General features: G+C 44.8%; 14 protein-coding genes and 1 tRNA gene. 3 read left to right on the top strand and 12 right to left on the bottom strand.

Annotated elements, in window-relative coordinates; translation table 11 throughout:
- The first annotated feature begins 63 nt into the window (after positions 1-63).
- Together QNI24_RS14275 and fghA are read left to right on the top strand one after the other, a co-directional pair.
- Complete coding sequence (locus tag QNI24_RS14275) at positions 64-1,176, top strand: S-(hydroxymethyl)glutathione dehydrogenase/class III alcohol dehydrogenase (protein ID WP_267177616.1); 1,113 nt, start codon at positions 64-66, stop codon at positions 1,174-1,176.
- A 7-nt stretch (positions 1,177-1,183) separates the two neighbouring features.
- Positions 1,184-2,020: an S-formylglutathione hydrolase gene (fghA, locus tag QNI24_RS14270; protein WP_267177617.1), complete on the top strand. Its 837-nt coding sequence runs from the start codon at positions 1,184-1,186 to the stop codon at positions 2,018-2,020.
- A gap of 60 nt (positions 2,021-2,080) precedes the next feature.
- Here fghA and QNI24_RS14265 read toward each other — a convergent pair whose 3' ends face one another.
- Together QNI24_RS14265 and QNI24_RS14260 are read right to left on the bottom strand one after the other, a co-directional pair.
- On the bottom strand, positions 2,081-3,385 hold the full coding sequence (locus tag QNI24_RS14265; protein ID WP_283708750.1) for a type II toxin-antitoxin system HipA family toxin: 1,305 nt from the start codon (positions 3,383-3,385) through the stop codon (positions 2,081-2,083).
- Entirely contained in the window at positions 3,385-3,729 is a 345-nt protein-coding gene (locus QNI24_RS14260) for a helix-turn-helix transcriptional regulator (protein WP_283708749.1), read from the bottom strand. Before QNI24_RS14260 ends, QNI24_RS14265 begins: the two co-directional genes overlap by 1 nt.
- Before the next feature lie 331 nt (positions 3,730-4,060).
- On the opposite strand from QNI24_RS14260, the gene msrA reads away from it, so the two are divergent.
- A complete protein-coding gene (msrA, locus tag QNI24_RS14255) occupies positions 4,061-4,558 on the top strand; it encodes a peptide-methionine (S)-S-oxide reductase MsrA (RefSeq protein ID WP_267177620.1) in 498 nt (165 codons plus the stop codon).
- Between the two features lie 4 nt (positions 4,559-4,562).
- Here msrA and QNI24_RS14250 read toward each other — a convergent pair whose 3' ends face one another.
- The 10 genes from QNI24_RS14250 to rpmI all read right to left on the bottom strand — a co-directional run bounded on the left by QNI24_RS14250 (position 4,563) and on the right by rpmI (position 13,287).
- Positions 4,563-5,519, bottom strand: coding sequence for a TraB/GumN family protein (locus QNI24_RS14250; RefSeq protein ID WP_267177621.1), 957 nt, complete (start codon positions 5,517-5,519; stop codon positions 4,563-4,565).
- A gap of 103 nt (positions 5,520-5,622) precedes the next feature.
- Positions 5,623-7,251: an L-glutamate gamma-semialdehyde dehydrogenase gene (pruA, locus tag QNI24_RS14245; RefSeq protein WP_267177622.1), complete on the bottom strand. Its 1,629-nt coding sequence runs from the start codon at positions 7,249-7,251 to the stop codon at positions 5,623-5,625.
- A gap of 132 nt (positions 7,252-7,383) precedes the next feature.
- Positions 7,384-8,358, bottom strand: coding sequence for a malate dehydrogenase (locus QNI24_RS14240; RefSeq protein ID WP_267177623.1), 975 nt, complete (start codon positions 8,356-8,358; stop codon positions 7,384-7,386).
- A gap of 73 nt (positions 8,359-8,431) precedes the next feature.
- Positions 8,432-8,508, bottom strand: a tRNA-Pro gene (locus QNI24_RS14235).
- A gap of 71 nt (positions 8,509-8,579) precedes the next feature.
- A complete protein-coding gene (locus tag QNI24_RS14230) occupies positions 8,580-8,933 on the bottom strand; it encodes a MerR family transcriptional regulator (protein WP_267177624.1) in 354 nt (117 codons plus the stop codon).
- Complete coding sequence (locus QNI24_RS14225; protein WP_267177625.1) at positions 8,911-9,219, bottom strand: integration host factor subunit alpha; 309 nt, start codon at positions 9,217-9,219, stop codon at positions 8,911-8,913. Before QNI24_RS14225 ends, QNI24_RS14230 begins: the two co-directional genes overlap by 23 nt.
- A complete protein-coding gene (gene pheT, locus QNI24_RS14220) occupies positions 9,216-11,591 on the bottom strand; it encodes a phenylalanine--tRNA ligase subunit beta (RefSeq protein ID WP_267177626.1) in 2,376 nt (791 codons plus the stop codon). The genes QNI24_RS14225 and pheT overlap by 4 nt, the downstream gene beginning before the upstream one ends.
- Before the next feature lie 11 nt (positions 11,592-11,602).
- Complete coding sequence (gene pheS / locus QNI24_RS14215) at positions 11,603-12,601, bottom strand: phenylalanine--tRNA ligase subunit alpha (protein WP_267177627.1); 999 nt, start codon at positions 12,599-12,601, stop codon at positions 11,603-11,605.
- A 118-nt stretch (positions 12,602-12,719) separates the two neighbouring features.
- Positions 12,720-13,076, bottom strand: a complete 357-nt coding sequence (gene rplT, locus QNI24_RS14210; protein WP_267177628.1) for a 50S ribosomal protein L20 — start codon at positions 13,074-13,076, stop codon at positions 12,720-12,722.
- Between the two features lie 16 nt (positions 13,077-13,092).
- Complete coding sequence (gene rpmI, locus QNI24_RS14205; protein ID WP_267177629.1) at positions 13,093-13,287, bottom strand: 50S ribosomal protein L35; 195 nt, start codon at positions 13,285-13,287, stop codon at positions 13,093-13,095.
- Between the last annotated feature and the right edge of the window lie 14 nt (positions 13,288-13,301).

Genomic DNA, 13,301 nt, shown 5'->3' with positions numbered 1-13,301 from the left:
CAGTCTGCTCAACATTCACAAGTTCCATGTTAGAATTTGGCTTTTTTTAATGGAACCAATCTGATGAAAATGCGTGCGGCAGTTGCTTGGGAAGCTGGTAGAAACTTATCCATAGAAAACATCGATATCGAGGGACCTAAAGCCGGTGAGGTCTTAGTGAAAATGGTGGCCACCGGTGTTTGTCACACCGATGCTTACACCTTATCAGGTGAAGACCCTGAAGGTATTTTCCCATCTGTTTTGGGTCATGAAGGCGGTGCTGTGGTGGTCGAACTGGGTGCCGGCGTGACATCAGTGGCTGTCGATGATCATGTCATCCCTTTGTACACCCCAGAGTGTGGCGAGTGTAATTTTTGTACTTCTGGAAAAACCAATTTATGTCAGGCCATCAGAGCCACCCAAGGCATGGGTTTGATGCCTGATGGCTCATCACGTTTATCGATGAATGGCAAACCCATTTACCACTACATGGGCACCTCAACCTTTGCTGAGTATGCCGTGGTACCAGAAATTGCTTTGGCTAAGATCAACAAACAAGCACCTTTGGATAAAGTCTGCTTGCTTGGCTGCGGCATCACCACGGGCGTTGGTGCGGTACTGAATACCGCCAAAGTTGAGCCTGGTTCAACAGTCGCTATTTTTGGTTTGGGTGGTATCGGTTGTGGTGTCATTCAAGGTGCTGCAATGGCCGGCGCCAGTCGCATCATCGGTGTCGATATCAACCCTGACAAATTTGAGTTCGCACGCCAAATGGGTGCCACAGAATTTGTGAACCCCAAAGATTATGACCAACCGATTCAAGAAGTACTGGTGGATTTGACTGATGGTGGTGTGGATTATTCTTTTGAGTGTGTCGGTAATGTTGATTTGATGCGCTCTGCTTTGGAGTGTTGTCACAAAGGCTGGGGCGAATCGGTCATCATCGGTGTCGCTGGCGCTGGACAAGAGATTAGCACCAGACCGTTTCAATTAGTCACGGGTCGCGTTTGGCGCGGTACTGCCTTTGGCGGGGTCAAAGGCCGCAGTCAATTACCTGGCATGGTTGATCAGTACATGGCTGGTGAGCTGAAAGTGGATGAGTTTGTGTCACACAAAATGCCGCTTGAGCAAATCAATGATGCTTTTGATTTGATGCACAAAGGCGATGGCATCCGTTCAGTCATCACTTTCGATTGAGGCGAGCATGGAACTTAAAAACCAACACAAATTACATGGCGGTGAACTGAGTTTTTACCAACACCAATCAGCGGTCAACAAATCACAGATGGGTTTTGCGATTTATCTGCCACCACAAGTACGCACTGAGAAAGTGCCGGTACTTTATTTCCTTTCAGGCTTAACCTGCACAGAAGAAAATTTCATGATCAAATCAGGCGCCCAGCGTTTCGCCGCTGAATATGGTTTGGCCTTGGTCACCATGGACACCAGCCCCCGTGATTTAGGTATTGATGGAGAGGATGAGACTTATGATTTTGGTTCAGGTGCTGGTTTCTATTTGAATGCCACCGCGCAACCTTGGGCGGAAAATTACCAGATGTATGATTATGTTACCCAAGAGCTGCCGGCACTGATAGAGAAGCACTTTCCTGTGTGCAGCGAGCGGCGCAGTATTTTTGGCCATTCGATGGGCGGCCATGGGGCCTTGACCATTGCTTTGAAAAACCCTGATTCATACCAGTCTGTCAGTGCCTTTTCCCCTATTGTGGCACCCAGCCAAAACCCTTGGGGACAGAAAGCATTCAAAGGCTACCTGGGCGATGACACCAGTCAATGGTCACAATACGACACGGTTGAGCTGATCAAAACCTGTCAACATAAACTGCCTTTATTTATTGACCAAGGCTCTGATGATGAGTTCTTGGCTGAATATTTACAGCCTGAAAAACTGCAAGCAGTTTGTGCAGAACACAAGCACCCGCTGAACATGCGCCTACAAACTGGCTATGATCACAGTTATTATTTCATCAGTAGTTTCATCCAAGACCACATCAAATACCATGCCGAGGCCTTGAACAGTTAACGATTTGGGCCTTAGGAGATTTGATATCAGGCCCACATTTTCACAAATCCAATCAGTGATTCAGATGTCCAAGCGCAAGTTTTCATGTATGTTATTTGCAAACAAAGCATCAACCTCCACTTCCTTGGCAAACTTGTGCCAACCTGAGACCACCTCCAGCACCTCATCAATGATTTCATTTGCTGAGCCAAAATTACCAATCAATTGTGCCACCGCCAATAAATCTTCGCGCTGGAAATCATCACGCTTACCATTCAGACTCATTTGATGTGAATTAACCCACGGCGAGCCTGGCTTGTAGCTATAGGCCACATCAAAGGCTGGAGCCAATCGCCACGAGGCATTGCGATCTGTTAACAGAAAACCAAAGTTTTTGGTGTGGTCATCGTGATTCCTGGCCACCACATTAAATACCATGCGGCGGAATATTTCTATGGCATCTGCTCGAGGCAAGCGCAGTTGTCTGGCCACTGACAACAGCTCCTCATAACTGAATAAGCCCGGCTGCTTGTAATCGGCATGAGCCATTCCACACAAAGAAACATAATGACATTTGTGGTGCCCAATTCGGTCAAATCGTTGGGTCATGAAATGCGCACGCTTACCCTCGATAAACAACTCACTGTAACTGATGTCGATGCCAGCTGCTTGGGCCATCAGGTAATAGGCGTATTCCATGCGACCATAGCCTTGCGGGTCACCAAAAGTTTCTTGGTCGGTTTTATATTCCTCCACACCATCGAACTTTAACAGGAATTGGTCGAAACCTTCAGGTGCTTCGACTTGACCAGAGCGAATTACGTTACGTTCTTTATTGATGGCAATCAAAGCTTTGGCCCGCGCACCGCCAGCTGATGTACCCACTTGTAATATCGCATGCATGGCCTCGGGTTCCGCTTCATTGATTAGGTTTTGCTTGAGGCCGGCACGTTGGTTCAAAACCTTTTGCGCCATGGCCACCAAAGACGCCATTTCTAACTGATCGGCTGGCGAATAATCGCGCTGCAACATCGGTAAAAATTCCAATGCCCCCATACCCCTGGTACCGGTATACAACAACCGTTCGACCGGAGAAAAAGAAGCCACGTCACGCCCCTGCCGGGTCAACCAAGCATTGATCACGGCATGACCAAAATCATCTGGCAAAGCATCAGCAAATACCCCAGGCAAGCCTTTGAAAGTATCGAAATTCAAGCCAGAAAAACTGTATTTCTGTGGCCCCAATGGCATTTTTAAGGGCGCTATTTCAACCCCAGACTGGCGCCATTGAGGTGCGTATTCGAACACGCTGATGCGAGAATCGGGTTGATAGACCAATGCGCCAACTAATTCGTCCCACATTCTGATTTCTGCCAAATGTGTCATTACCAACCCTGATCATCCAATGACTTTGATTGGGCGTTTTCATCTTGGCGTTTGCTGGATGCGCGTTGTCGCTTTCGACCTTGTAATTTCAGCTGTTCTATCGGACTAAAAACAGTCTCAGGTATGGCTTGGTTCAGTGCTTCAAGGCCACCCAAAAACCTCAGTACTGCGATGACATTAACGAACTTAGCCTCACCAGTTTCTAAGCGCCTGTAGCTCAATCGCGACAAACCCACTTCATCGGCCACTTGTTGTTGGGTTAAATTTTTCTCTAAGCGCAGCTGTCGAATGCGTTGGCCTATTTCTGCCGCCACAGCGGCATCATTCATCGATTCAAATAACATTATTCTTAATATGGATAGTTTTCTATACATAACAACTAAAAAATCAACTTAATGTTATCATTTACATACATTAAAATCAATTAGATTTTTCTGCAATGGCATGTTATATAGACATTAAGGACAATATAAGTATTTAATGTATACTTTATTTACCATAATAAAGATTATAACAATTATTGATATCTTCAGAACAAATGCGCACTTTAAATCGACAAACACAGCACTATAATAAATACCAGACAGTCTCAGTATCATTAAAACCAAGAAATATAAATTGAGTCACAATGATTATCAGGCTGATAAACAGACTTAACCACAACGAAGCATAGATATGAGTAAAGAAATAGCAATTTTGGCCGGCGGATGTTTTTGGGGCATGCAAGATTTAATTCGCAAAATGGATGGCGTACTGGATACCCGCGTTGGCTACACCGGCGGCGATGTACCAAACGCCACTTACCGCAACCATGGCAGTCACGCTGAAGCGATTGAGATAGTGTTCGACAATGAAGTAATCAGCTATCGAGATATATTGGCATTCTTCTTTCAAATTCACGACCCCACCACCCTCAATAGACAGGGCAACGATGTCGGAGAATCATACCGTTCGGAGATTTTTTACACCTCTGATGAACAGCAAAAAATCGCCTTAAAAACCATGCAGGACGTTGATGCAACAGACTTATGGCCTGGAAAAGTAGCCACAAAACTCTCAGCAGCCAGCGACTTCTGGGAAGCCGAACCGGAACATCAAGATTACTTGGAAAGAATTCCGAATGGTTACACCTGCCACTTTATCAGACCAGACTGGGTGCTGCCCGAAGCTTGATGGATTATTCCAATATGGGCTCTAGTTGATAGCCCTGATCAGCCAAAAATGCAAGCACCCCACCCTCACCAACCATGTAGCTGGCATTGATGGAGATAAAGGTGGGTGCTTCTTGCATCCACTCAACCATCACCTGAACCCATGGCTTAATATCCATGCCAAAAACATAACGATCAACGCGCTGCGCATCCACGTAGTCATTGGTCAAAAATATGCGATACAGTTTCATCAACTCGTCCAGGCGTTCGTCGCGGTAATAATTGAACTTCATTTCTTTAACCAAAGAACGCTGACTTTCAATGTCCTCAATGTACATGATCAAACTCTCTGGGCTGACAAAACCTGAAGCCAATATAGACTGCTCGAACAATTTACGGTCGTTGACTGAACCTATTTGGCTGTTTTTTTTGCTGTAATGGTCAAACAACAACTGATCAAAAGACCCCAAACGATTACAGTCATTGATGAATGAATGCATCGAGGCGAAGAACACCTCAAAAGCAGTCATGCGCTTAACAACCGGCTTCACTCTTTTGGCCAGATTAACCTTTAAATCCAAATGTGAACTGATCAGCTTCAACAATTTTTTCCGCTTTTTACGGTCTTCAATTTTGTATATTGGAACACCTCGTTCCATGTCCTCATTGGCCGCTAAATCGGCATAGTAATCATCATCAGACAAATAAGTAATGAAGTTTTGAAGCAATAATTGATCGGTTTCAATGATGGCCCGCTTGACTTTGTTTTTAAAAATAATTTCATTCCTACACAAAAAATGCCAGTTGCCAAATACATAAGAAGGTTGTTCAAGTCCGTTGCCCGTGACTTTCCACAAAACAGAATGAGCGTAATTGGATGGTGGGGCCGATTGTTTCTCTTCAAGCGCTGATTGAGACACCTGAGCAAAAGAAAATTCATTCCAAAGAACAAGTATCAAAACGGTGATTTTAATGAATCCCATGGTCATTCCTTTCGGTGGTTGGTCATTGCTCTGATTGATACATCTGTGTTGAAAGAAGCGACTAAAAAGGCCGTTAACCGGCCTTAAAACACAATGTCATCAATCAGCCCAAAAACGGATAACGATAATCTGTGGGTGGTACAAAGGTCTCTTTGATGGTTCTGGGTGACAACCAACGATACAAGTTCAAAGCACTGCCTGCTTTGTCATTGGTACCCGAAGCACGACCACCACCAAAGGGTTGTTGACCAACCACAGCGCCAGTGGGCTTATCGTTGATATAAAAGTTACCAGCAGCATTACGCAAGCGATCAGACATGTGAGCAATCATGAATCGGTCCTGGGCAAAAATAGCACCGGTTAAAGCATAAATAGAGCCTTGATCGCACAAATCCAAAGTGGCTTCAAAGTCAGCTTCATCATAAACATAGATGGTCAAAACCGGACCAAAAATTTCTTCTGCCATGGTTTTGAATTTGGGGTTGGTAGTAACAATGACAGTTGGCTCAACAAAGTAGCCTTCAGATTTATCACAACCACCACCGACGATGATTTCAGCATCAGACGCACTGGCAGCAAAATCAATATAGGACTTGATCTTATCAAATGAACGCTCATCAATGACTGCATTGATGAAATTACTGAAGTCCCTGGTGGTGCCCATTTTGAACGATTGAATGTCTGCAACTAATTGCGACTTCACCTCACTCCAAATAGATGACGGTATGTATGCCCTTGATGCGGCAGAGCATTTTTGTCCTTGGTACTCAAAAGCACCGCGAGCCAAAGCCGTAGCAACCGCAGTGGGGTCAGCGGACTGATGTGCAAAGACAAAATCTTTACCGCCAGTTTCACCAACCAAACGTGGGTATGAGTGGTACCTACCGATGTTACCACCCACTTCAGCAAAAATGTGCTGGAAGGTGGGGGTTGAACCGGTGAAATGAACACCAGCCAATTCTGCCCTTGGCAACAAAGCAGCACCTGCCACCGGACCATCAGAGGCCACCATATTGATGACGCCATCTGGCAATCCAGCTTCTTTGAACACCTTCATGATGACATAAGCTGACAACATCTGAGTACCCGAAGGCTTCCAAACCACTGTGTTACCCAACATCGCTGGGGTGGCGGGCAAATTACCGGCAATCGCGGTGAAGTTAAATGGTGTGATGGCCAGCACAAAGCCCTCTAATGGACGCCAATCCAACTGGTTCCAAACACCTGGCGAGGAAACTGGTTGCTGCGCCATGATTTGTTCATAAAAGTAGGCATTGAAACGCAGAAAATCAATGAACTCACAAGCCGCATCAATTTCGGCCTGAAAGCAGTTTTTCGACTGGCCGTGCATGGTGGCAGCGTTGATCATATTGCGGTAAGGGCCGGCAATTAAATCAGCGGCTTTTAAAAATACCGCAGCCCTGGTCTGCCAAGGTAGGTTAGCCCAATCATGTTGTGCTTTGATGGCTGCATCGGCGGCGGCATTCAACTCTTTTTCACCACCGTTGTGAAATTGGCCAAGGACATGTTGGTGGTTGTGTGGCATAACCACATTTTCGACTTGACCAGTCCTGACCTCTTGACCACCAATGTAACAAGGTATCTCGGCTTGTTCATTTGACATGCTGTCCATGGCTTGTTGTAAAGCAATGGTTGCCTCACTATCAGGACGGTATTCGTTGATGGGTTCGTTTTTAACTTCTGGGGTTTGTGGAATGTTGGCGCTGATCATGGAACTAACCTCGAAAAAAAACTGAATTATACAGATTAAATCATTGCAGTGCATCAAGTGCGAAATGATTCAATCAAGGCAATAAAAAAGCCGCATCAATGTGCGGCTTTTAAAACGGCTTTATTAAGTGGCTTAAAACAAGTGTTCTACAGCAGCACGTTCCTCACGCAACTCAGCTTCGGTTGCATCGATGCGGCTTTGTGAGAAATCACTGACCGGCAAATCTTGCACGATGGTGTATTCACCGTTGGCACAGGTAACCGGGTATGAAAAAATCACACCTGGCTCAACGCCGTAACTGCCGTCACTGGGAATGGCCATTGAGACCCAATCTCCAGCTGCTGTGCCTAACGCCCAGTTGCGCATGTGGTCAATCGCAGATGAAGCAGCCGATGCCGCACTTGATGCGCCACGGGCTTTGATGATGGCTGCGCCACGTTGTTGTACAGTTGGGATGAAGTCATCGACATACCAATCATTATCAACACCTGAAAGCTGTTCACCGTTGATTTCAACTTGTGAAATGTCAGGGTATTGGGTTGATGAGTGGTTGCCCCAAATGGTCATGCGTTTGATGTCATTGGTTTGTGCATCAAATTTTGCAGCCAGTTGGCCCAAAGCACGGTTGTGATCCAAACGGGTCATGGCGGTGAATTGTGCTGGGTTGATGTCTGGTGCATTCTGTTGTGCAATCAGTGCGTTGGTATTGGCTGGGTTGCCGACCACCAATACTTTGATGTCTTTGGCTGCATGGTCATTCATGGCTTTGCCTTGAACCGAGAAAATTTTGGCATTCGCTTGCAACAAATCACTGCGCTCCATGCCTGGACCTCTTGGCATGGCACCGACTAACAAGGCATAATTTGCATCCTTGAAAGCGACATTGGCATCATCAGTAGCCACCACGCCATGCAACAGTGGAAAAGCACAATCTTCTAATTCCATCACCACACCTTGAACTGCATTCATCGCTGGTGGTATCTCAAGCAGGTGCAAGATGACCGGCTGATCTGGACCCAGCATGTTACCTGCTGCAATTCTGAATAATAATTGGTAGCCAATTTGACCGGCAGCTCCGGTAACTACGACACGTACTGGTGATTTCATTGATGTCTCCGCATGATTGTAAAATCAATTTCCAATTTCATTGAGGAAATTGATGGATTTATTAAAGAGAAAATGGTCGGAACGAGAGGATTCGAACCTCCGACCCCTACAACCCCATTGTAGTGCGCTACCAGGCTGCGCCACGTTCCGAATGTTGCGTATTCTATCACATGAAAGTAATTTTTGAAGCTAAATGATGAACCCAATTTGGGCGCAGTTGGTTATTTCAATAAATCCAGGATTTCTTCCAGTTCTATCCGTGTTTGTTGAATCACTTGATAAGATTTACTGGCTTCTTTTTCAGAAACTTTGCCATTGAGTTTTTGTCTGGCACCCGAAATGGTGTAACCATGATCATACAACAAACTGCGAATCTGCCTGATCATCATCACGTCATTTCTTTGGTAATAACGGCGATTACCACGACGCTTGACTGGATTCAGGTTATCAAATTCATTTTCCCAATAGCGCAAGACATGTTGTTTCACATCACACAGCGTGGATACTTCACCGATGGTGAAATATCTTTTTGCAGGGATGGGCGGTAGGGACTTATTGTGACCTTGATCCAGCATATGTTTCTATCGTATTCCTCAATTTTTGACCCGGCTTAAAAGCCACTACCCTTCGCGCTGAAATAGGAATTTCCTCCAACGTTTTGGGGTTTCTACCTGGCCTTGACTTTTTATCTCTTAATTCAAAATTACCAAAACCTGAAAGTTTAACGCCGTGACCAGCCAGTAATTGTGCTTTGATTGTCTCAAAAAACACACTGACAAATTCACTGGCTTCACGCTTATTCAATCCCACTTCCATATAGAGAATCTCAGCTAAGTCAGTTTTGGTGACGGTATCGGTCATGATCTAATTTCTGCATTAAGTTGTTCAGCTAAAAAGGATACCGCTTTTGATACCAGTTTGTCTACTTCTTTATCTTCTAAAGTTCGATTATTTTCCTGAAAAATCAGAGCCATGGCGAGACTTTTATATCCTTTTTCAATATTATCGCCCTTATAAACATCAAATAAACAAAGCTTATACAGCAAAGACTCATCAGCCCTCAAGCTGGCTCTCACCGCAGCCGCAACCGCTGCCCAAGTGACATCATCTTTGATGATAACTGCCAAATCACGTCGCACTTGAGGGAATTTTGACACCACCTGCCAAGCCGGTAATTTAATCTTTTGGATGTCGCTGACATTCAATTCAGCCACATACACCTCTTGTTTGATCTTCATTTTCTGACAAACCGAAGGATGAACTTGACCCAAATAACCAATGATTCGGCCAGCTGATTTAATCGCTGCTTGTCTGCCTGGGTGCAAATAACTATGATCAGATACCTCAAACGACAATTCATCGATACTGTCTGACAACAAGGTCTCCACATCACCTTTGAGTGTGAAAAAATCAACTTTGGCATCATCCGCAGACCATTGTTCGGGAGACTGTTGACCTGTCTTGGCCATTAACAAGACATCGTCCTGTTGAATTTCAGCGGATTTGCTGAATACTTTACCCAGTTCAAACAATGCCAACTGCTGTTCTTGGCGCGCCAAATTGGCTTTGATGTTGCCCAATACACCAGGTAATAAATGCGTTCGCATAACAGCCATTTCTTTGTTCAAAGGATTGGCCAAGCCAAAAACATCTTGTTGTAAATCCAAATCACTGAGCTGTTTTTCACCGACAAAAGAGTAATTAATTACTTCTTGATAAGACATGTCAGCCAATTGTTGTTTGATGGCCCTGAGTTGTTTCATTTGTTCAGGGATTACCCGAATCGCATCGGTCGATGACAACCGGTGTGAAGGCATTTGGTCATATCCTACCACCCTGACCACTTCCTCAATTAAATCTTCACTGATGGCCAGATCAAAACGCCAAGATGGCGATTGCACTGTCCAAACAGTGTTATCGAAGGTGCATGCAAAACCCAAGTCATTGAATATTTGTGTGACTTTTTCAGTCTCCACAACAAAACCCAGTACCTTATTCAAATGATCAACTGACAAAGTGATGGTTTGTTGTTGTGGTACATCTTGTTCTGAGCGCACCATGTTGATTGGTGCTACTTCGCCGCCACATATTTGAGTGATTAATTCTGTTGCTCTTTCCATCGCTGCAGTTTGTAATGCCCAATCCACGCCACGTTCAAAACGCAAACCAGATTCAGTATGAACGGCCAATTTTCGTGATTTGCCCATGATGGTAGCGGGATCAAAATAAGCTGATTCCAACACAATGTCTTGGGTTTGATCATTGACACCACTGCCTAAACCACCTATCACACCGGCCACAGCCAATGCTTTGTTTTCATCAGCAATCACCAAGAATTCTTCGCTCAGTTGAGCCGTTGACTGATCCAAAAGCTGAATTTCCTCGTCCTTATGAGCCATACGAACAATGATTGAACCATCAATTTCAGCGGCATCGAAGGCATGCATGGGCTGGCCCATTTCCAACATCACATAATTGGTTACATCTACCACTGGGTGGATTGATTTGATACCACTGCGCCTGAGGCATTCCTTCATCCACAAAGGTGTGGTTTGGGTGTTATCAATGCCTTTGATGACACGACTGGCGTATATCGGACATTGGGCTGGTGCTTTTAATGTCACTTCAACCTTATCATCACAGCTTGGTTCGATTGTGACTGCACCAGGTGTTTTAACTGGCAAATGGTTCAAAGTCGCTACTTCACGTGCCACACCACGAATACAAAAACAATCAGCCCGATTGGGGGTCAGGTCAATATCAATGACTTGGTCATTCAGGTCCATATAAGAAATGACGTCCTCGCCAACCGGTGCATCAGCTGGCAGTTCGATGATGCCATCAGACTCTTGACTGATACCCAGTTCCACCTCGGAACAAAGCATACCCTGTGATTCAACACCACGCAGTTTAGATTTTTTGATTTTAAAATTACCCGGCAACACGGCCCCAATTTTCGACAGGGCTGTCTTCAGTCCTACACGGGCGTTTGGCGCGCCACAGACGATTTGTAGTGTTTCATTACCGGCATTGACTTCACATACCTTTAATTTATCAGCATCTGGGTGTTTCTCACAGGCCATAATCTCAGCCACTACCACCCCACTGAAATCACCAGCAGCGGGTTCAACACCATCCACTTCCAAGCCTAACATGGTTAATTGCTCCATCACCTCGGTGGTGGATTGGTTGTAATTAACCCATTGTTTTAACCAATTTTCACTGAATTTCATTGTTCTTTATCCTATGACTGAAACTGGCGTAAAAAGGCCATGTCGTTTTCAAAAAAGTTTCTTAAATCTTGTACACCATAGCGCAACATGGCGAAGCGCTCCACGCCCAAACCAAAAGCAAAACCGGTGTATTTCTCAGGATCTATGCCGCCTGATCGCAACACATTGGGGTGAACCATGCCACAACCCAATACTTCCAACCAGTCAATGCTGCCATCATCTTTTTTCCACTCCACATCCACTTCTGCTGAAGGCTCAGTGAATGGAAAGTAAGAAGGCCTCAAGCGGATTTGTAAATCATCTTCAAAGAAAGCATTCACAAATTGATTCAGCACACCTTTTAATGATGCAAAGGTCACATCCTCACCAATCACCAAACCTTCAACCTGATGGAACATAGGCGTATGGGTTTGGTCAGAATCACTGCGGTAGACTTTTCCAGGTGCAATGATTTTAATCGGTGGCTCCATGGTTTTCATTGCCCTTATTTGTACCGGTGAGGTATGGGTTCTTAGTAAATGTCCGTCAGGAAAATAAAATGTGTCATGCATTGCCCTGGCTGGGTGATGCGCTGGAAAGTTTAAGGCTTCGAAATTATGAAAGTCATCTTCAATTTCAGGACCAGTGACCACATCGAAACCAACTTGCGAAAACAAATCAATGATGCGTTGCATGGTTCTACTAACCGGATGTATACCGCCTTTGCCATTTTGGCGTCCAGGCAAAGTCACATCAATAGACTCCGCCATTAACTTGGCATTCAATTCCGCTGCCATCAAGGTATTCTTTTTCTCTTGGATCGCTGAAAACAGTTGGCCTTTGGCTTGATTAATGGCCTGCCCCGCTGTTTTTCTCTCTTCAGCTGGCAACTGCCCCAACTGTTTTAACTGTAAGGTTACTGTGCCTTTTTGACCCAAGTATTGAACCCTGACATCATCCAATGCCTGAACGGAATCGGCCTGCTCAATCTGAGCCAAGCCATCGGTTACGATTTGTTGCAAATCACTCACTTTATTTCTCTGTAATGGTTGTTATTTATGATTTATGTTGCTGCATAAAAAAAGGAATCAGTTATACCACTGATTCCTCTTTTTGATCTTTCTTTGACTGTCCCGAAGGACGGTCTGTTTAAGCCAGTGCGGCTTTGGCTTGTTCAACAACAGCAGCGAAACCTGCTTTGTCGTGCACAGCCATGTCAGCCAGAACTTTACGATCTAAAGAGATATCAGCTTTTTTCAAGCCGTTGATAAATCGTGAATAGCTCATGCCATTGTTTCTGGCACCGGCGTTGATGCGGGTGATCCATAAGGCTCTGAAAGTTCTTTTTCTGGCTTTGCGGTCACGGTAAGCGTACTGACCCGCTTTGATGACTGCTTGTTTAGCAACGCGGTAAATTTTACGGCGTGCGTTGTAATAGCCTTTGGCTAATTTAAGAACTTTTTTATGTCTTTTGCGTGCTTGAACGCCTCTTTTAACTCTTGCCATGTTATATCTCCTTTAATTATGCGTAAGGTAAAAGTCTTTTCACTGAACTTTCGTCAGCTTCATGAACCATGGTAGTACCACGTAAATTGCGTTTACGCTTGGTACTCATCTTAGTTAAAATATGACTTCTGAAAGCTTGCTTTCTTTTGAAGCCATTGGCGGTTTTTTTAAAGCGCTTCGCAGCACCTTTTTTGGTTTTCATTTTAGGCATAATGCCCTCCTGTT

Source organism: Marinicella marina (genome assembly GCF_030065545.1).
Taxonomy (GTDB): domain Bacteria; phylum Pseudomonadota; class Gammaproteobacteria; order Xanthomonadales; family Marinicellaceae; genus Marinicella; species Marinicella marina.
The sequence above is the reverse complement of the archived record's forward strand: the minus strand, read 5'-3'. Positions and strand labels throughout refer to the sequence as shown.